At 65.5% G+C, this 22,442-nt stretch carries 22 protein-coding genes; 19 read left to right on the forward strand and 3 right to left on the reverse strand.

The window, feature by feature from the left end:
* The first annotated feature begins 54 nt into the window (after positions 1-54).
* Positions 55-819 carry an SDR family oxidoreductase gene (locus tag ABIC94_RS04320; RefSeq protein ID WP_258506694.1) on the forward strand — a complete coding sequence of 255 codons (765 nt, stop codon included), beginning with the start codon at positions 55-57 and terminating at the stop codon, positions 817-819.
* A gap of 9 nt (positions 820-828) precedes the next feature.
* On the opposite strand, the gene ABIC94_RS04325 is transcribed toward ABIC94_RS04320, so the two are convergent.
* Genes ABIC94_RS04325 through ABIC94_RS04335 form a run of 3 tightly spaced genes read right to left on the reverse strand, consistent with a single transcriptional unit; the run spans position 829 to position 4,975 of the window.
* Positions 829-2,292, reverse strand: coding sequence for an NAD(P)H-hydrate dehydratase (locus ABIC94_RS04325; protein ID WP_354371569.1), 1,464 nt, complete (start codon positions 2,290-2,292; stop codon positions 829-831).
* 50 nt (positions 2,293-2,342) lie between these two features.
* Positions 2,343-3,599, reverse strand: coding sequence for a D-amino acid dehydrogenase (locus ABIC94_RS04330; RefSeq protein ID WP_354371571.1), 1,257 nt, complete (start codon positions 3,597-3,599; stop codon positions 2,343-2,345).
* A gap of 50 nt (positions 3,600-3,649) precedes the next feature.
* Entirely contained in the window at positions 3,650-4,975 is a 1,326-nt protein-coding gene (locus ABIC94_RS04335) for an amidase (RefSeq protein ID WP_354371573.1), read from the reverse strand.
* 221 nt (positions 4,976-5,196) lie between these two features.
* Between ABIC94_RS04335 and rpsB the strand changes: the two genes are divergently transcribed.
* The 18 genes from rpsB to ABIC94_RS04425 all read left to right on the forward strand — a co-directional run bounded on the left by rpsB (position 5,197) and on the right by ABIC94_RS04425 (position 22,442).
* Positions 5,197-5,949, forward strand: a complete 753-nt coding sequence (gene rpsB / locus ABIC94_RS04340) for a 30S ribosomal protein S2 (protein WP_354371574.1) — start codon at positions 5,197-5,199, stop codon at positions 5,947-5,949.
* 81 nt (positions 5,950-6,030) lie between these two features.
* Positions 6,031-6,960: a translation elongation factor Ts gene (gene tsf / locus ABIC94_RS04345; protein WP_354371576.1), complete on the forward strand. Its 930-nt coding sequence runs from the start codon at positions 6,031-6,033 to the stop codon at positions 6,958-6,960.
* Between the two features lie 102 nt (positions 6,961-7,062).
* Positions 7,063-7,785 (forward strand): UMP kinase, encoded by a 723-nt coding sequence (gene pyrH / locus ABIC94_RS04350; protein WP_354371578.1) that lies wholly within the window; start codon positions 7,063-7,065, stop codon positions 7,783-7,785.
* An 11-nt stretch (positions 7,786-7,796) separates the two neighbouring features.
* Positions 7,797-8,366, forward strand: a complete 570-nt coding sequence (frr, locus tag ABIC94_RS04355) for a ribosome recycling factor (RefSeq protein WP_021007531.1) — start codon at positions 7,797-7,799, stop codon at positions 8,364-8,366.
* A gap of 8 nt (positions 8,367-8,374) precedes the next feature.
* Complete coding sequence (gene uppS / locus ABIC94_RS04360) at positions 8,375-9,118, forward strand: polyprenyl diphosphate synthase (protein WP_354371580.1); 744 nt, start codon at positions 8,375-8,377, stop codon at positions 9,116-9,118.
* Between the two features lie 28 nt (positions 9,119-9,146).
* Complete coding sequence (locus ABIC94_RS04365) at positions 9,147-9,992, forward strand: phosphatidate cytidylyltransferase (RefSeq protein ID WP_354371582.1); 846 nt, start codon at positions 9,147-9,149, stop codon at positions 9,990-9,992.
* Positions 9,989-11,176, forward strand: a complete 1,188-nt coding sequence (ispC, locus tag ABIC94_RS04370) for a 1-deoxy-D-xylulose-5-phosphate reductoisomerase (protein ID WP_354371584.1) — start codon at positions 9,989-9,991, stop codon at positions 11,174-11,176. The genes ABIC94_RS04365 and ispC overlap by 4 nt, the downstream gene beginning before the upstream one ends.
* A gap of 24 nt (positions 11,177-11,200) precedes the next feature.
* Complete coding sequence (rseP, locus tag ABIC94_RS04375) at positions 11,201-12,571, forward strand: RIP metalloprotease RseP (protein WP_354371586.1); 1,371 nt, start codon at positions 11,201-11,203, stop codon at positions 12,569-12,571.
* A gap of 38 nt (positions 12,572-12,609) precedes the next feature.
* Positions 12,610-15,036 (forward strand): outer membrane protein assembly factor BamA, encoded by a 2,427-nt coding sequence (bamA, locus tag ABIC94_RS04380; protein WP_354371588.1) that lies wholly within the window; start codon positions 12,610-12,612, stop codon positions 15,034-15,036.
* A complete protein-coding gene (locus tag ABIC94_RS04385) occupies positions 15,037-15,585 on the forward strand; it encodes an OmpH family outer membrane protein (RefSeq protein ID WP_354371590.1) in 549 nt (182 codons plus the stop codon).
* Between the two features lie 15 nt (positions 15,586-15,600).
* A complete protein-coding gene (gene lpxD / locus ABIC94_RS04390) occupies positions 15,601-16,578 on the forward strand; it encodes a UDP-3-O-(3-hydroxymyristoyl)glucosamine N-acyltransferase (RefSeq protein ID WP_354371592.1) in 978 nt (325 codons plus the stop codon).
* A gap of 23 nt (positions 16,579-16,601) precedes the next feature.
* On the forward strand, positions 16,602-17,051 hold the full coding sequence (gene fabZ / locus ABIC94_RS04395; protein ID WP_354371594.1) for a 3-hydroxyacyl-ACP dehydratase FabZ: 450 nt from the start codon (positions 16,602-16,604) through the stop codon (positions 17,049-17,051).
* A 23-nt stretch (positions 17,052-17,074) separates the two neighbouring features.
* The gene (gene lpxA, locus ABIC94_RS04400; RefSeq protein WP_354371596.1) at positions 17,075-17,863 is read left to right on the forward strand and encodes an acyl-ACP--UDP-N-acetylglucosamine O-acyltransferase; all 789 of its coding nucleotides are present in this window, start codon (positions 17,075-17,077) and stop codon (positions 17,861-17,863) included.
* A gap of 12 nt (positions 17,864-17,875) precedes the next feature.
* Entirely contained in the window at positions 17,876-19,024 is a 1,149-nt protein-coding gene (lpxB, locus tag ABIC94_RS04405) for a lipid-A-disaccharide synthase (RefSeq protein WP_354371598.1), read from the forward strand.
* A complete protein-coding gene (rnhB, locus tag ABIC94_RS04410) occupies positions 18,996-19,715 on the forward strand; it encodes a ribonuclease HII (protein ID WP_354371600.1) in 720 nt (239 codons plus the stop codon). Before lpxB ends, rnhB begins: the two co-directional genes overlap by 29 nt.
* Positions 19,716-19,731: 16 nt before the next feature.
* Complete coding sequence (locus tag ABIC94_RS04415) at positions 19,732-20,526, forward strand: TrmH family RNA methyltransferase (protein WP_354371602.1); 795 nt, start codon at positions 19,732-19,734, stop codon at positions 20,524-20,526.
* Positions 20,527-20,722: 196 nt separating this feature from the next.
* The gene (gene carA / locus ABIC94_RS04420) at positions 20,723-21,892 is read left to right on the forward strand and encodes a glutamine-hydrolyzing carbamoyl-phosphate synthase small subunit (RefSeq protein ID WP_354371604.1); all 1,170 of its coding nucleotides are present in this window, start codon (positions 20,723-20,725) and stop codon (positions 21,890-21,892) included.
* Entirely contained in the window at positions 21,885-22,442 is a 558-nt protein-coding gene (locus ABIC94_RS04425) for an ORF6N domain-containing protein (protein WP_354371606.1), read from the forward strand. Before carA ends, ABIC94_RS04425 begins: the two co-directional genes overlap by 8 nt.

Raw genomic sequence — 22,442 nt, forward strand, 5'->3', positions numbered from 1 at the left:
CGCATTGCATCCACATACAAGCAAGACAGACAAGCTGAGAAGGAGACACTGAGCATGAGCGTGGAAAACAACAAGGGCCGCATCGCAATCGTCACGGGCGCCGGCTCGGGCATCGGACGCGCCGCGGCGCTTGCGTTGCTGGCCGACGGCTGGAGCGTGGCGCTGGCGGGGCGCCGCCCCGAGCCACTGGAGCAGGTGGCGGAAGAGTCCGGCGCCGGTGCACGGGCCTTTGCGGTGCCCACCGACGTGGCCAATGCCGAATCGGTGCAGGCGCTGTTCGCTGCCGTGGTCGAACGCTTCGGCCGTGTCGATCTGCTGTTTAACAATGCCGGCGTGGGTAACCCGCCGGGTCCGTTCGAAGACTGGACGCCGGAGCAATGGCGGGGTGTGGTCGACATCAACCTGAACGGCATGTTCTTCTGCATCCAGCAGGCGTTCCGCACCATGAAGGCGCAAACACCGCGGGGCGGGCGCATCATCAACAACGGTTCCATCTCGGCCACTGCGCCGCGGCCGAATTCGCCGGCCTACACGGCGACCAAGCATGCAGTCGAAGGCCTCACCAAGACCGCTTCGCTCGATGGTCGCAAGTACGACATTGCCGTGGGTCAGATCGACGTGGGCAACGCCATGACCGAGCTGGCCGCGCGCATGGCCAAGGGCGTGCCGCAAGCCAACGGCGAACTCGCGATCGAGCCGCTGATGGACGTCAAGATCGTCGGCCAGTCGGTGCTCTACATGGCGAACCTGCCGCTGGAGGCCAACGTGCTGTTCCACACCGTCATGGCGACGAAGATGCCTTTCGTCGGGCGCGGATAGAACTCCTCGTCAGCCGGGCGCCTGGCGCGCCAACGCGCCGGCCGTGAGCGGGGGCGCGCCGGCCGGCCACGTATCGGCGATATGGCCATGGCGCCAGATGGCTTCGCATGCCGCCCCGAACGCCGGCTTTTTCGCCGCCAGCGCGGCGCCGATCATTCCGGCCAGCACGTCGCCCGTGCCTGCGGTTGCTAGCCTGGCATTGCCGGTCAAATTGAGCACCGGTGGCGTGCTGCCCCCGTCGGCAACCACTGTTCCCGAGCCCTTAAGCACAGCGACCACGCTGTAACGCGAGGCGAGTTGGCGGGCTGCTGCCAGCCTGTTCGCCTGAATGTCGGCCGCCGAGCAATTCAAAAGGCGTGCAGCCTCAAGCGGATGGGGGGTGATCACGGTCGGCTTTCCGCGCCGGGCACGCGATGCCAATTGCGTTTGCAAACCGCTGTCGGCAGCGATGGCGTTGAGTGCATCGGCATCGAGCACCAATGCCGCCGCTGTCGCCAGCACGCGCGGCAGCACCGCGCGCACGTCTGCGCCGCCGCCGCATCCGCAGACTGTTGTCATGCCGGAGAGGTCGAGCGCATCGGCGTTTCGCAGCATCAGCTCGGGTTGTGCCGGATCGACGGGAGCTGCGCTCGGGTCGAGCAGCCCGACGAACACGCGCCCGGCGCCCGCATGCAGCGCGGCCGCTCCGGCCAGCAGCGCGGCGCCTGCCATGCCGGACGCACCACCGATGACCGCAACATCCCCGTAGCTGCCCTTGTGCGATGCGTGGGTGCGCGGTAGGTCCGTGGGGGCGCCCGTGAGGCGGGCGGCAGGCGGCTCGGCGATGCTGTTGCTGCTGAAACCCAGGTCGTCGAACCAGACTGTGCCCGAGGCGTCGCGGCCTTGTGCTGTGAACAAGCCTGGTTTCAGGGTCAGGAAGGTCACGCAAAAACGGGCCGAGGCGGCCACCGGATGGGCGATGTTCCAAGTGCCGGTGTCGGCATGCAACCCCGACGGCAGGTCGACGCTGAGCACCGGTCGAGGCTCGGCGTGCATCTGCCGCAGCCATTCGGCCATGGTGTTCTCCGGCGGCCGGGTCGAGCCGATGCCGAGCAACGCGTCGATGGCCAGTTCGTAGGAGGCCGGCGGCCGCGGCGCGAAGATCACGCCGGCATCCCGGGCCCGTTGCAGCGAGGCCTTCGCATCCGAAGGCAGGCGGTTTTCATCGCCCGCGAAAGTGACGATCGGCAGAAAACCCCGGCGCTGCAACTGCGCAGCCGCTTCGAAACCATCGCCGCCGTTGTTGCCCGGTCCGCAGGCGATCCATACCGTGCGCGCATGTGGCGCAACCGCCATGGCCAGCCGCGCCACGGCAAGCCCGGCGCGCTGCATCAACGTGTGGGCGGGCAGGGCGGCGGCTGCTGCTTGTTCGATGCGCCGCGTGGCCGCTATATCGAAAAGGTCGGCGACGGTGGCGGAGGTGATGCGCTGCATCGGGCCATTTTGCCGCCCCATGCGCCCTGACTGGAGCTGCGGCGGAATCTCTAGGAAAGATGGAGCCGTTCGACGCCCAGGCCCTCGAGGTCGACGCCGGCATCGCGGCCGGCGACCAGGTCGGCCACAACGCGCGCGCTGCCGCACGACAACGCCCAGCCGCTCGAGCCGTGGCCCAGGTTGAGCCAGACACCCGGCACGCCACTGGCGCCGAGCACAGGGGGCCCGTCAGGCAGCATCGGCCGTGCGCCTTTCCATTGCTGCACGCCGGACTGCAGCGTGACCGCGCCGGGGAACCAGTCGTGCAGCACCTTGTAGAGCGTTTGAACCGCGGATGGGTTCATGGTGCTCAACGAGCCGCCGATTTCGGCGCTGCCGGCCACGCGTACGCGTTGGCCCAGGCGCGAGATCGCGACCTTGTAGCGTTCGTCCATCACTGCGCTGCGCGGCGCATTGAGCGATTCGCGAATCGGCGCGCTGATGGAATGGCCGTAGATCGGTGCCAGCGGAATCCGGAGGCCGAGCGGCCGCAGCAGCGACGCCGAGGCGAGTCCGGCGCACACCACCACCGCATCGAAACGCAGCGGCGGGGAGCCGCTCGCGAGCGACACGGAGGTGGGCTCGGCCCGGCTGAGCGGTGCGATGTCGCAGTTGAAATGGAACTGGGCCCCGAGTGCCTCTGCCTCCCACTTGAGCAGCAGCGCGAACTGGCGGCAGTTGGCCACTTCGTCGTCGGGCAGGTAGATGGCGCCCGCAAGCGCTGTGTCGGTGCTGAGCGCGGGCTCGATGCGCCGGGCCTCGTCGGCATCGACTTCACGAAACACGCTGCCTGCCGCCCGCAGCACGTCGAGGCCGGGCTGCACCAGCTTTTTCTCGCGCTTGGAGCGCAGCAGCACCAGGTAGCCGTCGCTGCGCTCATAGCTCAGCTCGCGTGCCTCGGTCACCTCGTGCAGGCGGGTACGGCTGTAGAACGCCAGGCGCTGCATGCGGGCGCGGTTGGCCAGGTAGGTTTCGAGCTTGCAGGCTTTCTGCCAACGCGACATCCAGCCGAGATCGCGCGAACTCAGCGGCCAGCGCAGCTTCACGGCGCCGTGCGAGGAGAGCAGCGAGCGCAGTACCTTGGCGCGCATGCCCGGCGCCGCCCAGGGAGTGACATAGCCCGGTGCGACCACGCCGGCATTTGCAAAACTGGCTTCTTCGGCAGCCGCGCCGCGGCGTTCGAACACGGACACTTCATGGCCGTCCGAAACCAGTTCCCAGGCGGTGGTGACGCCGATGATGCCGGCGCCCACGATCGCGATTTTCATTGAATTTTTGAGTAAGAAGAGATGGCTGACGCCTGTCGGCAGGCGTGGAGCTATTGTCTTCGCAGTGCGTGTTCCGCTTGTAAGGCAATCGCGAGAACGGCGTCGTCGCGCAGCGCGGCGTGCCACAGCATCAAGCCCACCGGCAACTCGCCGGCAGCATGGCAGGGCAGCGAAATGGCGCAGCCGTCGAGCATGTTGACGATCGACGGGTTGCGCAGCAGCAGCGCATTGACGCGAAAGAACTCCTCGTCGCGCTCGGCGCCCGGCGCCACGCCGGCAATGGGAGGCGCAGTGATCGGCACGGTCGGCGACAGCACGGCGTCGTAGGGCGCCAACGCCGCCTCGACGCGGGCGATCCACGCGTGCCGGGCATTCACCAGGTCAATGTATTCGTGCGCCTTCATGCCCGCGCCCTTGAGGATCCGCTGGGCAACGCGAGGGTCGTAGCCGGCGCCACTGCGCTCCAGCAGCAGCCGGTGCCAGGCGTAAGCCTCGGCCGCCGAAAAGCCGCCGGTGGCGTTGATGGCCTGCAGTTCCGCCAGCTCCGGCAGCGCGATTTCCTCGACCTGGGCGCCGCCGGCACGCAAGGCCCGCAGTGCGTTTTCGAAGGCGTGGGCCACAGCCGGCTCGATGCCGTCGAAGAACACGTTTTTCACGACGGCGAGCCGGTACGCTCCCAGGGAGGCCGCGCCGGCGGTCACCCGGCGCGCCGCGAGGATTTCATGCGCAGCGATGGCGTCCCGCACCGAGCGCGTCATGGCGCAAACGGTGTCGAGCGTGGTCGACAGCGGCAGGGCGCCCTCGGCCGGCACGAGGCGGGCGGTGCTCTTGAAGCCCACGATGCCGTTCAGCGCCGCGGGAATGCGGATGGAGCCGCCTGTGTCGGAGCCCAGGCCGACGAAAGCCGCCCCGGTTGCAACCGAAATGGCGGCGCCGGAAGACGAACCACCCGGAATGCGCGGGGTCGCGGCGTCGCTCACGTTGGCCGGCGTGCCGTGGTGCGGGTTGACGCCCACGCCCGAGAAAGCAAACTCGGTCATGTTGGTACGGCCCGTCAGCACGCCGCCCGCCGCGCGCAGCCGCGCCACGGCCACTGCGTCGACCTTGGCGGCCGGGGCATGCGAAAGCACCACCGAGCCCGCGGGGGTCGGCTGCCCCTCGATGTCGAACAGGTCCTTGGCGGTGAAGGCAAGCCCTGCGAGCCTGCTTTGCGGCGCGGACCGGGCGACCTGCTGGCGGGCCTGGTCGAACAGCGTGCGGGTGAAAACGTGTTCGCAGGCAGGGGATTCGGAGATCTCGATGGCGCGCTCCAATTCGGTGCGTGCATCGGTGCCGCCTGCCAGAAGGTTCAGACGGGCGGCGTGAAGGTCGTTCATGGGTGGGCTGCGAGGGCGCGGACGGCTCGGTTCCAGGGTGGGACAGGGAGAAAAGACAAGGAGGGCCGTGCTATACTCGTTGGGTTTCGCTGATCATGCGACGGCTCCCGTCGCACCCAGCCAGACACATTCGCAAACCGGCCCAATCAAGGTGTTGTGACTCCATTCGAAGGAGGCGCAAAACGGGCTGGATTTTAGACCCAACCTTTGGAGTAATTTCAATGTCGACCACTATGCGCGAAATGCTGGAAGCCGGTGTCCACTTCGGTCACCAAACCCGCTTCTGGAACCCCAAGATGGCCCCGTTCATCTTCGGCCATCGCAACAAGATTCACATCATCAACCTGGAAAAATCGCTCCCGATGTTCCAGGACGCGATGAAGTACGCCAAGCAGCTCACCGCCAACCGCGGCACCATCCTCATGGTCGGCACGAAGCGTCAGGCCCGTGAAATCGTGGCTGCCGAAGCCCGCCGCGCCGGCGTGCCTTTCGTGGACACCCGCTGGCTCGGCGGCATGCTGACCAACTTCAAGACCGTCAAGACCTCGATCAAGCGTCTGAAGGACATGAAGGCCCAGCAGGAAGCCGGCCTCGAAAGCCTGAGCAAGAAAGAGCAGCTCACGTTCTCGCGTGAGATCGAGAAGCTCGAAAAGGACATCGGCGGCATCCAGGATATGACCGCGCTGCCCGACGCAATCTTCGTGATCGACGTGGGCTTCCACAAGATCGCCGTGGCCGAAGCCAAGAAGCTCGGTATTCCGCTGATCGGCGTGGTTGACTCCAATCACTCGCCCGAAGGCATCGACTACGTCATTCCGGGCAACGACGACTCGTCGAAGGCCGTCACGCTCTACGCCCGCGGCATCGCCGACGCGATCATCGAAGGCCGCAACAGCGCCGGCGGCGACGTGGTCAAGGCCATCGCCGAAGGCAGCGACGAATTCGTCGAAGTCGAAGAGGGCGCCTCGGCCTGATCGAGTGCTTTCACGCGCCTGAAGAAGGGGCTTTGGTGCCCCTTTTTTTTAATCTGATTTTTTGGACACGGAGATAGAACAATGGCTGCAATCACCGCAAGCATGGTCGGCGAACTGCGCGCAAAGACCGACGCGCCGATGATGGAATGCAAGAAGGCCCTGACCGAGGCCGACGGCAACATGGAAAAGGCCGAAGAGCTGCTGCGCATCAAGCTCGGCAACAAGGCTGGCAAGGCTTCGGGGCGCATCACCGCCGAAGGCGTGGTCACGGCATTTGTCGAAGGCTCGGCCGGTGGCATGATCGAAATCAATTGCGAAACCGACTTCGTCACCAAGAACGACAGCTTCCTGGCCATGGCCAGCGCTGCCGCGATGCTGGTTGCCAAGAACAACCCGGCCGACATCGCTGCGCTCGGCGCATTGCCCTATGAGCAAGACGGCTTCGGCCCCACGCTCGAAGACGTGCGCAAGGGCCTGATCGGCAAGATCGGCGAGAACATGAGCTTCCGCCGCTTCAAGCACTTCGCCGGCAACGGCAAGCTGGCTTCGTACCTGCACGGCACGCGCATCGGCGTGATGGTCGAGTTCGAGGGCGACGAAACGTCGGCCAAGGACGTTGCGATGCACGTCGCTGCCATGAAGCCGGTTGCCATTTCTGCTGCCGACGTGCCCGCCGACCTGATCGAAAAAGAGCGCGCCGTTGCCGCCGGCAAGGCCGAGGAAGACCGCAAGACGGCCGAAGCCGAAGGCAAGAAGTCGCAGCCTGCCGACATCGTTGCCAAGCGCATCGAAGGCGGCGTGCAGAAGTACCTCAAGGAAGTCTCGCTGCACAACCAGGTCTTCGTGAAGAGCGCCGACGGCAAGCAGACCGTCGAGCAGATGCTCAAGGCCTCCAACACCACCATCAAGGGCTTCACCCTGTACGTGGTCGGCGAAGGCATCGAAAAGAAGGTCGACGACTTCGCCGCCGAAGTTGCAGCCCAGGTGGCTGCAGCCAAGGCCGCTGCGTAAAAACTGTTACGCCCCAAAGCGACGGTGCACACGTGTGTGCCGCCGCTTTTTCACCGCCTCGTTCTACACTCGCCCCCGCCAACCCAAGTAAGGAAATTGCCCATGTCTGATCCCCGCCCAGCCCACAAGCGAATCTTGTTGAAGCTGTCGGGTGAGGCGTTAATGGGAGACGATGCCTTTGGTATTAACCGTGCGACCATCGTCCGCATGGTTGAAGAGGTGGCGGAAGTGGTGAACATGGGCGTGGAAGTCGCCGTCGTCATCGGCGGCGGCAATATCTTCCGCGGTGTCGCCGGAGGTTCGGTCGGAATGGACCGCGCCACGGCCGACTACATGGGCATGCTGGCCACGGTGATGAATTCGCTGGCGCTGGCCGACGCCATGAACAAGCAGGGGCTCGTGGCGCGCGTCATGTCCGCCATTGCCATCGAGCAGGTGGTCGAGCCTTACGTTCGGCCCAAGGCACTGCAGTATCTCGAAGAGGGCAAGGTCGTGGTGTTTGCCGCCGGTACCGGCAACCCGTTCTTCACCACCGACACGGCCGCCGCGCTGCGCGGCGCCGAAATCGGTGCCGAGCTGGTGCTCAAGGCCACCAAGGTCGACGGCGTTTATTCCGCCGACCCCAAGACCCATCCGAATGCAACGCGCTATTCCTCGCTCACTTTCGACGAGGCAATCGCGCAGAATCTCGGCATCATGGACGCGACGGCTTTTGCGCTGTGCCGCGACCAGAAGTTGCCGATCAAGGTGTTCTCGATTTTCAAGAACGGCGCACTCAAGCGCGTCGTCATGGGCGAGGACGAAGGCACGCTGGTGCATGCCTGAGGAGTATTGAGATGACGACCCCAACCATTGCAGAAATTCGCAGTGCGACCGACGCGAAGATGAATCAGTCGCTCGCCGCATTCCAGAACAATCTCACCAAGATCCGCACCGGCCGCGCTAACTCCGCGCTGCTCGACTCGATCCACGTCGAGTATTACGGCTCGCAGGTTCCTTTGAGCCAGGTGGCCAACGTGTCGGTGCTCGACTCGCGCACGATCAGCGTCCAGCCCTGGGAAAAGGGCATGGGCGCGAAGATCGAAAAAGCCATTCGCGAAAGCGACCTGGGATTGAACCCGGCATCGATGGGCGACCTGATTCGCGTGCCGCTTCCCGCGATGAGCGAAGAGCGCCGCAAGGAAATGACCAAGCTGGTCCGCAACGAAGGCGAAACCGCCAAGATTGCCACGCGCAACTTGCGCCGCGACGCGAACGAATCGGTCAAGAAGCTGGTCAAGGAAAAGCTCGCCTCCGAGGACGACCAGAAGCGCGCCGAAGCCGAGATCCAGAAGGTCACGGACCGCCACATCGCGGAAATCGACCGTCTGGTCGCGGCCAAGGAAGCGGAGATCATGGCCGTTTGAGGCTGCGCATGGCCTCCTCTCCGCTGCAGATTCCCCATCACATTGCCATCGTCATGGATGGCAATGGACGCTGGGCCACGCGGCGATTTCTGCCTCGCGTGGCAGGACACAAGCAGGGCGTCGAATCGCTGCGGCGTTGCGTCAGGGCATGTGTCGATCGCGGCGTGGGCATTCTCACCGTCTTCGCGTTTTCGTCTGAGAACTGGAACCGGCCGCCCGAAGAGGTTTCGGGGCTGATGGAGATCATGGTCGGTGCGCTTGCGCGCGAAGTGCCCAAGCTGGGACGCGACGGCGTGCGGCTGCATTTCGTCGGCGAGCGGGCCGGGCTCTCCAAGAAAATGGTGCAGGGCCTGGTCGACGCCGAAGAGGCCACGGCGCAGAACACGAAGCTGATCCTCAACGTCTGCTTCAACTACGGCGGCCGGTGGGACATTGCACGTGCGGCCGCCAAGCTGGCCGAGCAGGGCGAAGCGCTCACCGAAGCCAATCTCGATCGCGCCATGGCCCTGGCGCACGTGCCTGATCCCGACCTGCTCATTCGCACCGGCGGAGAGCAGCGCCTGTCGAACTTCCTGCTGTGGCAGAGCGCGTACGCGGAGCTTTTCTTCAGCGACAAGCTGTGGCCCGAGTTCGATGAGGCGGAACTGGACGCGGGAATTGCCGCATTCCAGGTTCGCGAGCGCCGTTTCGGCAAAACTTCCGCTCAGGTCACGGCCGGCAGCGATTCCACCTCCGATCGCCAGTTGGCCTGACGGCCTTCCCGGCCCGAACTTTCGCCGCATGCTCAAACAACGCATCCTCACGGCCATCGTCCTGCTGGCGATCCTGCTGCCGGCGCTCTTCTATCCGTCGCACATTCCTTTTGCCTGTGTCATGCTGGTGTTGATTGGCGCCGGGGCCTGGGAGTGGGGCCGTCTCAACGGATACGGTCAGCGTCTCTCGGTGTTCCTCGGCCTGGAGACGGTGGCACTTTGTGCGTTGTCGTGGTGGCTGGGGCTTCTCGAGCGCCAGCTGCTGCTCATGTGGCTGCTGGCCAGCGCCGCCTGGGTGCTCGGCGGCGCCGCGTTGTTGCGTGTGGCGGTGCCTGGGTGGCCCCGCATTCCGCGTGGCCTGCGGTTGGTCGGCGGATTGCTGGCGCTCTGGGTGGCGTGGCTCGCGGCCGTGCAGGCGCGCATGGTCGGTATCAACTTTCTGCTTTCGATCCTCGTGCTGGTTTGGGTGGCTGACGTTTTTGCCTATTTCGCCGGCCGCGCTTTCGGCCTCAAGTTCACACGCGGCAAGCTTGCACCCGCCATCAGCCCCGGCAAAAGCTGGGAAGGTGTGTGGGGCGGCATGGCGGGCGTGGTGGTGCTGGCCTTTGCGTGGGTCTGGGCCGACAAGGCTGCGGGCGCAACGGTGGCAAGCCTCTACACCCGGCTGCATGAACGCGGCTGGTGGCTGCTCCTCGTGGGCGTGGTGTTCCTGGCCGCGATGAGCGTCGTCGGCGACCTGGTCGAATCGCTGATCAAGCGCAGCGCCGGTGCCAAGGACAGCAGCCGCCTGCTGCCCGGCCACGGGGGCGTACTCGACCGCGTGGATGCCCTCTTGCCGGCACTTCCCATTGCAATGATGCTGGCTTCCTTGTGAACACACCCAAACAACGCATCACGGTGCTGGGCTCGACCGGTTCGGTCGGGGTCAGCACGCTGGATGTCATTTCGCGGCACCCCGAGCGCTTCGAGGTTTTCGCGCTGTCCGCGTCGACCAAGGTCGACGAGCTGCTGGCACAATGCGCGCGGTTTTCGCCCCGGTTCGCAGTCATGGCCAGTGCGCCGCATGCGGCGCTGCTGGCGGAAAAACTCAAGCAGAACAACCTTGGAACACAAGTCCTGGGCGGCGACGATGCTATAGAAAAGATAGCCTCTCACGAGGAGGTCGATGCTGTCATGGCCGCCATCGTGGGCGCTGCGGGCCTCGGGCCGTGCCTGGCTGCGGCGCGCGCCGGCAAGCGGCTCCTGCTGGCCAACAAAGAGGCGCTGGTGGTCGGCGGCGAGCTGTTCATGCGCACCGTGCGCGAAGGCGGCGCCACGCTGCTGCCGATCGACAGCGAGCACTCGGCCATCTTCCAGTCGCTGCCGGAAGATCCATCGACCTGGGCGCGGCGCATCGACAAGATCATCCTGACCGCTTCGGGCGGCCCCTTCCGCACGCGTGCTCCCGGCAGCCTGGGCTCGGTCACGCCGGAGCAGGCCTGCGCCCATCCGAACTGGGTCATGGGACGCAAGATTTCGGTCGATTCCGCCACCATGATGAACAAGGCGCTCGAGGTGATCGAGGCGCGCCACCTGTTCGGCGTGCTGCCCGAGCAGATCGAGGTGGTCATCCACCCCCAGAGCGTGGTGCATTCGATGGTCCAGTTCACCGACGCGTCCGTCATCGCGCAGCTCGGCACGCCCGACATGCGTGTGCCCATCGCCGTCGGCTTGGCCTGGCCAGAGCGCATCGAAAGCGGAGCGGGGCGCCTCGACTTCCGCCAGATGGCGGCACTGAGCTTCGACGCTCCCGATGCGGCGCTGTTCCCCGGGCTGGGCCTGGCCTGGCATGCGCTGCGAGCGGCGCCGGGGACCACGGCAGTGCTCAATGCTGCCAACGAAGTCGCGGTCGAGGCCTTTCTTGACCGGCGTTTGCGCTTCGATCGCATTCATGCGGTCAACATGGAAACTTTGGAGGCCGTTGCACCCTCCAAGCCCGCATCGCTGGCCGACCTGCTGGCGCTCGATGCCAGTGCCCGGGCGGCGGCCAACGCCGCGGCGCTGCGCTTTGCGGCCTGATACGCCAGACAACCGAGGACCCGGATGCTCACTGTCATAGCTTTTCTGGTTGCCATCGGCGTGCTGATTGCCGTGCACGAATACGGCCACTACCGCGTCGCGGTCGCTTGCGGCGTCAAGGTGCTGCGGTTCTCGGTCGGCTTCGGCAAGACGCTGTACCGCTGGCAGCCGAAGCGCCAGCATCCCGGCCAGTCGACCGAATTCGTCATCGGTGCGTTCCCCCTCGGCGGCTACGTCAAGATGCTCGATGAGCGCGAGGGTCCGGTGGCGCCGGAAGAGCGGCACCGCGCGTTCAACACACAGCCGTTGCGCTCGCGCGCCGCCATCGTCGCCGCCGGGCCCATTGCCAACCTGCTGCTTGCCGTGGCGCTTTACACGGTCGTTAACTGGATCGGCGTGGATGAGCCCGTCGCCAAGCTGGCCCGCCCCGTGGCGGCCTCGCTGGCCGAAGCCGCGGGCTTGCGCGGCGGCGAGCACATCACGCGCGCCGGTTTCGACGGTGACCTGGTGCCCGTGCAGTCGTTCGAGGACCTGCGCTGGCGCATGACGCGCGGCGCTCTCGACGGCCAGGACCTGACGCTCGAAATCGCGGGCGAGGGCGGCCGGCCCGAACGCCAGATCGTGCTGCCCCTGAGCCGCATGGAGGCCAAGGACGCCGATCCGCAGATGTTCCGCAAGATCGGCGTGCTCGCTCCGCTGACGCGGCCCGAAATCGGCCAGGTCATGGCCGGCAGTGCCGCGGAACGCGCCGGCCTGCGCGATGGCGATCTGGTCCGTGCCATCGGCAACGCGCCCATCGTCGACGGGCAGCAATTGCGCGAGGTGATCCGCACATCGATCGACGGCGACCAGCCGCGCGCGCAGACCTGGCAGGTGCAGCGCGGCGGGCAGTTGCTCGATCTTGAAGTGAGGCCCGAACTGCGCGAAGAGGCGGGTGTGAAGGTCGGCCGGATCGGCGCTTACGTTGGCGCCCCGCCCGAAATGGTCACGGTGCGGCAGGGGCCCATCGACGGTGTCTGGCACGGCATCGTGCGCACCTGGGAGGTCTCGGCGCTCACCGTTCGCATGATGGGCAAGATGGTGATCGGCGAAGCCTCGCTCAAGAACTTGAGCGGGCCGCTCACGATCGCCGACTATGCGGGCAAGTCCGCGAGCCTCGGGCTGACCCAGTACCTGGTATTTCTCGCGCTGATCAGCGTGAGCCTGGGTGTGCTCAATCTCATGCCGCTGCCGGTCCTCGATGGGGGACACCTGATGTATTATCTTTGGGAGGGCCTGACCGGCAAGAGCGTCTCTGACGCCTGGATGGAACGGCTTCAGCGCGGCGGTGTCGCTTTGCTGCTGGTCATGATGTCGGTCGCACTCTTCAACGACGTCACGCGGCTCTTTGGTTAACTTTCTGCCGGCCCTTTCCGCGCCGGCCCAATTCACAGATGAACACAAACTTCAGTCGCTTTCGCCTGCGTAGCGTTGCCGCGGTGGTGGCCAGCGCGCTGGCAGCCACGGCAGCTTGGGCCGTCGAGCCTTTCACGGTGCGCGATATTCGCGTAGAGGGCTTGCAACGCGTCGAGGCCGGCACGATCTTCGCGTCGCTGCCGCTGCGTGTGGGCGATACCTACAGCGACGAACGTGGATCGGCCGCCATCCGCGCGCTGTTCGACCTGGGTTTGTTCAAGGACGTGCGCATCGACGTCAACGGCAATGTGCTGGTGGTGATCGTCGAAGAGCGGCCCACCATTGCCGACGTCGATTTCGTCGGCACCAAGGAATTCGACAAGGCAGCGCTCCAGAAGGCGCTGCGTGAAGTCGGCCTGACCGATGGCCGGCCGTACGACAAGGCGCTGGCCGACCGTGCCGAGCAGGAGCTCAAGCGCCAGTACGTGAGCCGCAGCCTCTACAACGCGCAGGTCGTGACCACGGTCACGCCCATCGAGCGCAACCGCGTCAACCTCACGTTCACCGTGACCGAAGGCGACTCCGCCCGCATTCGCGAAGTGCGCGTGGTGGGCAACAAGGCATTCAGCGAATCGACGCTGCTGAGCCTGTTCGACCAGGACAGCGGCGGCTTCATGAGCTGGTACACCAAGTCGAACCAGTACTCGCGTTCCAAGCTGAACGCCGACCTGGAAACGCTTCGTTCGTACTACATCACGCGCGGCTACCTCGAGTTCCGCATCGATTCGACCCAGGTTGCCATTTCGCCCGACCGGCAGGACCTGTCGGTGACCGTGAACATCACCGAAGGTGAAAAGTTCGTGGTGGCCGGCGTCAAGTTCGACGGCAACTATCTGGGCCGCGACGAGGAATTCAAGTCTCTCGTGACCATCAAGCCCGGCGAGCCGTACAACGGCGAGCAGGTCACCGAAACCACCAAGGCCTTCACCGATTATTTCGGCACCTTCGGCTATGCGTTCGCACGGGTGCAGGCGCGTCCGGAAATCGATCGCGTCAACAACCGCGTGACCCTGACGCTGCAAGCCGAACCTTCGCGCCGCGTTTACGTGCGCCGCGTCGCCGTGGGCGGCAACGCCAAGACGCGCGACGAAGTGATCCGGCGCGAGTTCCGCCAGTTCGAGGCTTCGTGGTACGACGGCGACAAGATCAAGATCTCGCGCGACCGCGTGGACCGCCTGGGCTTCTTCACCGAAGTGAACGTCGAAACCCAGGAAATCCCGGGCTCGCCCGACCAGGTCGACCTGGTCGTGAACGTGGCTGAAAAGCCCACCGGCAGCCTGCAACTCGGTGCCGGTTATTCCAGCGCGGAGAAGGTGGCTCTTACCTTCGGTATCTCGCAGGAGAACGTGTTCGGTTCGGGCAACTTCCTTGGCTTGCAGGTCAACACCAGCAAGTACAACCGCACGCTTTCGCTGACCACCACCGACCCGTACTTCACGCAGGACGGCATTTCGCGCACGGTGAGCGTCTATCACACGACGACGCGCCCCTACAACTACTCGGTCGACGGCGACTACCAGCTGGTCAATCAGGGTGCCTCTATCCGCTTTGGTGTGCCGTTCAGCGAAGTCGACACCGTCTTCTTCGGAGTCGGCCTGGAGCGCTATGCATTCGATGCGCAGAGTTCTTTCGCCTTCCTCACGCCGAAGTCGTACCGCGACTACTTCCAGTGCAAGACGGACGCTACCGGTCTGATCATCTCGCGGTGCGAGCAGGATAGCGTTTGGGGCGTGCCGCTGACCATCGGCTGGGGCCGGGACAACCGCGACAGCGCGCTGGTTCCGACGAGCGGGCGCCTGCAGCGCGCCAACGTCGAGCTGGGTGTCGGCGGCGACATGAAGTACCTCAAGACGAGCTACCAGTACCAGCAGTTCTTCCCCATCAGCAAGCAGTACACCTTCGCAATCAACGGCGAAGTCGGTTACGGCAAGGCGTTCGGCGGCAAGACCTTCCCGATCTTCAAGAACTTCTATGCCGGTGGGCTGGGTTCGATCCGCGGCTTCGAGCAGAACTCGCTGGGTCCACGCGACGCGCCGCTGCTTTTCCAGACCGAAGGCGCCGCCCTGGGCGGCACCAAGAAGGCAATCTTCAATGCCGAGCTCAGCACGCCGTTCCCCGGCGCCGGCAACGACCGCACCTTGCGCCTGTACGGCTTCTTCGACGTCGGCAACGTGTTCGGCTCGCGGGCCGAAGGCCTGACCGACGCGCAGTACAAGGCTCAGAAGAAGCTGCGGGCCTCCGTCGGACTTGGCGTCAGCTGGATTTCGCCGCTCGGCCCGCTGCGCCTGGCCTACGCCTTCCCCATCAGGTCCCAGAAGGAAGTGGTGGATCCGGCGACCGGCCTCGTCACGATCCCGAGGGATAGAATCCAGCGCTTGCAATTCCAGATCGGAACTTCTTTCTAAATGACGCATTTGATTCGCGCCGCCGCTGGCGCGTTGTTGATCCCCGTTTTCGCGCTGGTTGCCGCGCCTGCGGCCCAGGCGCAGGAGACTTTTCGCATCGGATTCGTGAATCCGGACCGCGTGCTGCGCGAGGCACAGCCGGCCAAGGCGGCGCAAGCCAAGCTCGAGGCCGAGTTCCTCAAGCGCGAGAAAGATCTCACGACGCAGGGCGAATCGCTGAAAACGGCTTCCGAAAGGTTCGAGCGCGAAGCGCCTACCTTGTCGGAAAGCCAGCGTACTTCGCGCCAGCGCGCGCTGGTCGACCAGGATCGCGATTTCCAGCGCCGCCGCCGCGAGTTCCAGGAGGACCTCAACGCGCGCAAGAACGAAGAGCTCCAGCAGGTCTACGAGCGTGCCAACCGCGTGGTGAAGCAGGTGGCCGAGGCTGAAAAGTACGACGCCATCCTGCAGGAAGCGATCTACATCAATCCGAAGCACGACATCACGGACAAGGTGATCAAGGCGCTGAACGCCTCGAGCACTTCTTCCGCGCCTGCGGGCGGCAAATAACGCCGCGAAAACGGCGTGGCATTGCAGCTCGGAGCCATTGTTGACGCCCTTGGGGGCGAGCTCCACGGCGACGCTGCGCTGTCCATCGAGCGGCTTGCGCCGCTTCAGAATGCACAGCCCGATGCGCTCAGCTTCCTGAGCCATCCCAAATACCAGCAGGAACTGGCGGCATCCAAGGCCGCCTGCGTGATCGTTTCGCCCGCCATGCGCGAGGCGGCAGCGGCGCGCGGAGCGTTCATCGTCGCGGCCGATCCGTACTTGTACTTTGCGCGGCTGACACAGCTCTGGAAGGCGCACCATGCGCGCCCCGAGGCCGATCGCATCCATCCCTCCGCGGTGATTCACCCTGAAGCCCATGTGGACGCCACGGCGCGCATCGGCGCCTTGTGCGTGGTGGAGCGGGGCGCAAGCATCGGGGCCGGCACGGTCCTGAAGTCGCGCGTGACCGTCAGCGAAGACTGTGCGATCGGCGAGCGCTGCCTGCTGCACCCCGGCGTGGTGATCGGCGCCGACGGTTTCGGCCTCGCGCCGCACAAGGGAGAGTGGGTCAAGATCGAGCAACTGGGCGCAGTGCACATCGGCAACGACGTCGAGATCGGTGCCAACACCTGCATCGACCGCGGCGCGCTCGACGACACCGTCATCGAAGACGGCGTCAAGCTCGACAACCTCATTCAGATCGGCCACAACGTGCGCGTCGGCAAGCACACCGCCATGGCGGGCTGCGTCGGCGTGGCGGGCAGCGCCACCATCGGCGCGCACTGCACCTTCGGTGGCGGCGCCATCGTGCTGGGTCACCTGACGGTGGCCGATGGCGTGCACGTTTCGGCGGCGACGGTGGTCACACGCTCGATCCACAAGGCCGGCCAGTACACCGGCATGTTCCCCATCGACGACAATGCGAGCTGGGAAAAAAATGCTGCAACGCTCAAGCAGTTGCACAGCCTGCGCGAACGACTGAAGGCGCTGGAGAAAGCCCCCCAGAAAAAGTGAAGACGATGCAGGAACAGAAAATCATGACGACGACGCTCGATATCCATCAAATCCTCAAGCTGCTGCCCCACCGCTACCCGTTCCTGCTGGTGGATCGCGTGCTGGACATGGAAAAGGGCAAGCGCATCACGGCACTCAAGAACGTGACGATGAACGAGCCGTTCTTCAACGGCCACTTTCCTCACCGCCCGGTGATGCCGGGCGTGCTGATGCTCGAAGCCATGGCGCAGGCGGCGGCACTGCTGTCGTTTCATTCGCTGGACATCGTGCCCGACGACAACACGGTCTACTACTTTGCAGCCATCGACGGCGCGCGCTTCAAGCGCCCCGTGGAGCCGGGCGACCAGCTCACGCTCGAAGTCGAAATCGAGCGCATGAAGGCTGGCATCTCGAAGTTCAAGGGCCGTGCCCTGGTGGGCACCGAGCTCGCCTGCGAGGCCACGCTGATGTGCGCCATGCGCCAGATCAACTGATCTTGCGGCGGTTACGACAAGGCATGACGCAGGTTCATTCGACAGCGCTCATCGACCCGAAGGCAGAACTGGACGCCTCGGTTTCGGTCGGGCCCTACACCATCATCGGTCCGCACGTGCGGGTTGGCGCGGGCACGACCATCGGCGCGCATTGCGTGATCGAGGGCCGCACCACCATCGGCCGCGACAACCGGATCTTTCAGTTTTCCTCGCTCGGCGCGGTGCCGCAGGACAAGAAATACGCGGGCGAGCCGACCGAACTGGTCATTGGCGACCGCAATGTCATTCGCGAGTTCTGCACCTTCAACCTCGGCGTGCCTGGAGCGGGCGGTGTCACGCGCGTGGGCAACGACAACTGGATCATGGCGTACACGCACATCGCGCATGACTGCCATGTCGACAACCACACCACCCTGGCCAACAACACCACGCTGGCCGGCCACGTGCACCTGGCCGACTGGGTCACGATCGGCGGGCTGACGGGCATTCACCAGTTCGTTTCGGTCGGCGCCCACGCCATGGTCGGCTTTGCCAGTGCCGTGTCGCAGGACGTGCCTCCCTTCATGCTGGTCGACGGCAACCCGCTGGCGGTGCGCGGTTTCAACGTCGTAGGTCTGCGCCGGCGCGACTTTTCGGCACCCCGCCTTGCGGCGGTGAAGCAGATGCATCGCCTGCTGTACCGGCAGGGCAAGACGCTCGAGGAAGCGCGCGCCGGCATCGCCGCATTGGCTGCCGAGACGCCCGAGGCGGCCGAAGACGTGGCGATGATGGAGCGCTTCCTCGCCAACTCGACGCGCGGCATCGCGCGTTGAAGTAGCAGTCGCATGGGCAAGGACGAACAGCGACGCTTCGCGCTGGTCGCGGGAGAAGCTTCCGGCGACCTGCTGGCAGGCCTTCTTCTCGACGGCCTGCAGGCGCGCTGGCCATCGCTGCAGACTGTCGGCATCGGCGGCCCCCGGATGCTCGCGCACGGCCTGCAGAGCTGGTGGCCGCAAGAAAAACTCGCGGTACGCGGCTACATCGAAGTGCTGCGCCATTACGCCGAAATTGCCGGCATTCGCCGCCAGCTCAAGGCGCGGCTGCTGCGCGAATGGCCTGAACTCTTCATCGGCGTCGACGCGCCTGATTTCAACCTCGATCTCGAAGCCGGGCTGCGCAGCCGCGGCATGAAGACGGTGCACTTCGTCTGCCCGTCGATCTGGGCCTGGCGTGCGGACCGCGTCGAAAAGATCCGGGCGGCGGCCGACCATGTGCTGTGCATCTTTCCGTTCGAACCAGCGCTGCTGGCCGAGCACGGCGTGCAGGGCAGCTATGTCGGCCATCCGCTGGCCAACGTGATTCCCATGGCGCCCGACCGCGCTGCGGCCCGCGCCGCGCTGGGCCTGGCGCCGGATGCCGAAGTCGTCGCCTTGCTGCCCGGCAGCCGCCGTTCGGAGGTCCGTTATCTGGCCGCCCGGTTCTTCGCCGCTGCGGCGCAGATGCTGAAGGCAAGGCCGGCGCTGCAGTTCGTCGCGCCCATCCTGCCGGGGTTGCGCGCGGAGGTCGAGGCCCTGCTGCAGGCCAGCGGTGCAGCCGGGCGGGTGATGTTGCTCGACGGCCAGTCGCACGCGGCGCTGGCTGCTTGCGACGTGACCCTGATCGCCAGCGGCACCGCCACGCTCGAAGCGGCGCTGTTCAAACGGCCGATGGTCATTGCATACAACATGAACGCGCTGTCGTGGCGCCTGATGCAGCGCAAGCAACTCCAGCCTTGGGTCGGTTTGCCCAACATCCTGGCTCGCGAGTTCGTTGTGCCCGAGCTGTTGCAGGAAGCGGCCACGCCGGAGGCGCTGGCCCACGCCACGCTGGAATGGCTCGACGCGCCCGAAAAAACGCAGGCCCTGCAACAAAGATTTTCAGAGCTGCACGTGCAACTGCAGCGCGATACGCCGACACTTTGCGCCGATGCGATCCAGAAAGTTCTTGAAGGCTGAGCAGGCGGCCCTCGTGTGGGACGCGCCGGGCCTCGTTGCGGGTGTCGATGAAGCGGGCCGGGGTCCGCTCGCAGGCCCGGTGGTGGCTGCGGCCGTCATCCTGGACGACCAGCGCCCGATTCGCGGCTTGGCCGACTCCAAGACGCTCACGGCCCTGCAGCGCGAACGCCTGCACGACCAGATTCTTGCCAAGGCGCTGTGCTGCTCGGTGGCGCAGGCGAGTGTCGAAGAAATCGACACCCACAACATCCTGCAGGCCACGATGCTCGCGATGCGCCGCGCGGTGGAAGGCCTGCGCCTGAAGCCCGCCAAGGTGCTGGTCGACGGCAACCGCCTGCCGACGCTCGATGTGCTGGCCGAGGCGATCATCAAGGGCGACGCGAGGGTCAAGGCAATTTCCGCCGCGTCGATCCTCGCCAAGGTCCACCGCGACCGCCTGTGCGAGCAACTGCACGTCGAATTTCCCCACTATGGTTTTGCCGGCCACAAGGGCTACGGCACGCCGGAGCATCTCGAAGCGCTGCTGCGCCACGGCGCCTGCGTCCATCACCGCCGGTCGTTCAGCCCGGTGGCCGCAGCGCTGGCGCGCACCGCCGTCGGTGCTGCCGTGCCGGCCGAAGCCACGATGCTTGTGCCGGCGGCGTCCCTGACGGTCGAGACCGTGCGCCTCGATTTGCGCGCCGCGCCGTGAGCCGCACGCCTCACCCATGACCACCCCGACCGGCCCGAGCCACATCAGCTCGCGCGACAACCCGCTGCTCAAGGACTTGCGCAAGCTGGCGCAGGACCCGGGCGCCTACCGCAGGCTTGGCCGCGTCTGGCTGGAGGGCGACCACCTTTGCCGCGCGGCACTTGGCAGGGGCATCAAGCCCGCCATCGCCGTTTTTTCCGAATCTTTTTGGCCGCAATCTCCCGCCGAATGGGTGAATGCTGCTATTAAAACGGTAGTGGTTGACGACGATCTGCTGCGTGCCGTCAGCGGCCTGGAGTCGCCGGCGCCCATGGGTTTCGTGCTCGACCTGCCCGAACGGCCGGCGCTGCTGCCCGACGCGCCGAGCGTCGTGCTCGACCGCCTGCAAGACGCCGGCAACGCCGGTTCCATCCTGCGCAGTGCGGCGGCCTTCGGTTTCAAGCAGGTGATCGCGCTCAAGGGTACGGCAGCGCTGTGGGCACCCAAGGTGCTGCGGGCCGGCATGGGCGCACATTTCGGCCTTCGGTTGATCGAAGGCGTGGAGGCCGACGCGCTCGACGAGTTGAAAGTGCCGCTGGTGGCCACCAGTTCGCACCGGGGCGAGTGGCTGCACCAGGCACGCCTGCCGCACCCCTGCGCCTGGTTGATGGGCCACGAGGGGCAGGGCGTTTCACCGGCGCTGGAGGCGCGGGCAACGCACCACATCCGCATTGCGCAGCCAGGCGGCGAGGAGTCGCTGAACGTGGCGGCCGCGGCTGCCATCTGCCTGCATGCCAGCGGCGCGGCCGGGCCGGCGGGGGCGGGCTCCTGAATTTTCGATGCCGTTGGTGCATCGGCAGCGAAGTTTCCGGCCTTGCAGGGCAAGAGGGTGATGCCGCCGAGCTACAATCGGGGGCTTACTCGCAATAGCGTCGCCCGGCCGCCTTTAACGCCAAAATCCCCTTAAGCAGCAGTCCGCAGGCAACGCGCCTGGGGCTCCGGGCGACCGTAACCATCCGGAGAACCCAGTGCTTTTGTCTCTCAAGGGAAGTTTCCCGCCCGCCATCCTGGCGCTCGCAGACGGCACGGTCTTTCAAGGCAATTCGATCGGAGCCACCGGCTCCACGACCGGCGAAGTGGTGTTCAACACCGCCATGACCGGTTACCAGGAAATCCTCACCGACCCGAGTTATTGCCAGCAGATCGTGACGCTCACGTATCCGCACATCGGCAACTACGGCGTCAACGGGGAAGACATCGAAGCCGACAAGATCCATGCCGCTGGCCTGATCATCAAAGACCTGCCGCTCGTCGCGTCCAATTTCCGCAAGACCGCGACGCTGAACGAATACCTCGTGGCCGGCAAGACCGTGGCCATCGCGAACATCGACACCCGCAAGCTGACCCGCCACCTGCGCACCCATGGCGCGCAGAACGGCTGCATCCTGGGCCTGGCCGAAGGCGAAGCGGTCACGCAGGCGCTGATCGACAAGGCCGTTGCGGCGGCCAAGGCCGCGCCGAACATGGCGGGCCTCGACCTTGCCAAGGTGGTGTCGGTCCAGCAGACCTACGAGTGGACCGAGACCGAGTGGAAGCTGGGCGCGGGCTACGGCGTGCAGATCACGCCCAAGTTCCACGTGGTGGCGTTCGACTACGGCGTCAAGAAGAACATCCTGCGCATGATCGCGCAGCGCGGCGCCCGCATTACCGTGGTGCCAGCGCAAACGCCCGCCGCCGATGTGCTCAAGCTCAAACCCGACGGCATCTTCCTGGCCAACGGCCCGGGCGACCCGGAGCCCTGCGACTACGCCATCAGCGCGGTCAAGGAACTCATCGAAACCGGCATTCCCACCTTCGGCATCTGCCTGGGCCACCAGATCATGGCGCTGGCCTCCGGCGCGAAGACCTTCAAGATGAAGTTCGGCCACCACGGCGCGAACCATCCGGTGAAAGACCTGGACAACGGCCGCGTGAGCATCACCAGCCAGAACCACGGTTTCGCGGTCGACGAGAAGTCGCTGCCGGCCAACCTGCGCCCCACGCACATCAGCCTGTTCGACAACACGCTGCAGGGCCTGGCGCGCACCGACAAGCCGGCGTTCTGCTTCCAGGGCCACCCGGAAGCCTCGCCCGGCCCGCACGACATCGGCTACCTGTTCGACCGCTTCACCGCGCTCATGGAGCAGGCACGTGGCTGATGCACCCGCGGTGCTCGACGTCTCGGTCATCGCCGCCTTGCGCGATGCCGAGGGCAAGATCTATGTGCTGCGCGGCCTCAAGGTCATGCTGGCGCAGGATCTTGCCGCGCTCTACGGCGTCGAGACCCGGGTGTTGTTGCAGGCCATGCGCCGCAACCTCGATCGTTTCCCCGCGGATTTTGCTTTCACCCTGGAGAACCAGGACCTCGAGAACTTGAGATCACAACTTGTGATCTCAAAACCCGAGAAGCCGGGTTCCGGCGGCGCGCGCTACCGAAGCGTGGCTTTCACCGAACAGGGCGTTGCCATGTTGTCGAGCGTGCTGCGCAGCGAACGCGCCGTGGCCGTCAACATCGAGATCATGCGTACCTTCGTCAAGCTGCGCAGCATGCTGTCGGAGCACGCCGATCTCAAGCGCAAGCTGAACGCGCTGGAACAGCGATACGACCAGAACTTTCGCGATGTATTCAACGCGATCCATCAACTGATGGATGAGCCGAAGCCGGGCGCCTACAGCGGCCGCGGCATCGGTTTCACCAAGGATAAATAA

The sequence above is a fragment of the Variovorax paradoxus genome (genome assembly GCF_040544635.1).
GTDB classification, from domain to species: Bacteria; Pseudomonadota; Gammaproteobacteria; order Burkholderiales; family Burkholderiaceae_C; genus Variovorax; species Variovorax paradoxus_R.

What these genes read in the sequence shown, in the direction of transcription:
- tsf (WP_354371576.1), top strand. Translation starts at nt 6,031, where the DNA reads ATGGCTGCAATCACCGCAAGCATGGTCGGCGAACTGCGCGCAAAGACC.
- ABIC94_RS04365 (WP_354371582.1), top strand. Translation starts at nt 9,147, where the DNA reads ATGCTCAAACAACGCATCCTCACGGCCATCGTCCTGCTGGCGATCCTG.
- ABIC94_RS04330 (WP_354371571.1), bottom strand. Translation starts at nt 3,599, where the DNA reads ATGAAAATCGCGATCGTGGGCGCCGGCATCATCGGCGTCACCACCGCC.
- pyrH (WP_354371578.1), top strand. Translation starts at nt 7,063, where the DNA reads ATGTCTGATCCCCGCCCAGCCCACAAGCGAATCTTGTTGAAGCTGTCG.
- frr (WP_021007531.1), top strand. Translation starts at nt 7,797, where the DNA reads ATGACGACCCCAACCATTGCAGAAATTCGCAGTGCGACCGACGCGAAG.
- fabZ (WP_354371594.1), top strand. Translation starts at nt 16,602, where the DNA reads ATGACGACGACGCTCGATATCCATCAAATCCTCAAGCTGCTGCCCCAC.
- rnhB (WP_354371600.1), top strand. Translation starts at nt 18,996, where the DNA reads ATGCGATCCAGAAAGTTCTTGAAGGCTGAGCAGGCGGCCCTCGTGTGG.
- ABIC94_RS04325 (WP_354371569.1), bottom strand. Translation starts at nt 2,292, where the DNA reads ATGCAGCGCATCACCTCCGCCACCGTCGCCGACCTTTTCGATATAGCG.
- ABIC94_RS04385 (WP_354371590.1), top strand. Translation starts at nt 15,037, where the DNA reads ATGACGCATTTGATTCGCGCCGCCGCTGGCGCGTTGTTGATCCCCGTT.
- rseP (WP_354371586.1), top strand. Translation starts at nt 11,201, where the DNA reads ATGCTCACTGTCATAGCTTTTCTGGTTGCCATCGGCGTGCTGATTGCC.
- lpxA (WP_354371596.1), top strand. Translation starts at nt 17,075, where the DNA reads ATGACGCAGGTTCATTCGACAGCGCTCATCGACCCGAAGGCAGAACTG.
- rpsB (WP_354371574.1), top strand. Translation starts at nt 5,197, where the DNA reads ATGTCGACCACTATGCGCGAAATGCTGGAAGCCGGTGTCCACTTCGGT.
- bamA (WP_354371588.1), top strand. Translation starts at nt 12,610, where the DNA reads ATGAACACAAACTTCAGTCGCTTTCGCCTGCGTAGCGTTGCCGCGGTG.
- ABIC94_RS04335 (WP_354371573.1), bottom strand. Translation starts at nt 4,975, where the DNA reads ATGAACGACCTTCACGCCGCCCGTCTGAACCTTCTGGCAGGCGGCACC.
- lpxB (WP_354371598.1), top strand. Translation starts at nt 17,876, where the DNA reads ATGGGCAAGGACGAACAGCGACGCTTCGCGCTGGTCGCGGGAGAAGCT.
- ABIC94_RS04320 (WP_258506694.1), top strand. Translation starts at nt 55, where the DNA reads ATGAGCGTGGAAAACAACAAGGGCCGCATCGCAATCGTCACGGGCGCC.
- uppS (WP_354371580.1), top strand. Translation starts at nt 8,375, where the DNA reads ATGGCCTCCTCTCCGCTGCAGATTCCCCATCACATTGCCATCGTCATG.
- ABIC94_RS04415 (WP_354371602.1), top strand. Translation starts at nt 19,732, where the DNA reads ATGACCACCCCGACCGGCCCGAGCCACATCAGCTCGCGCGACAACCCG.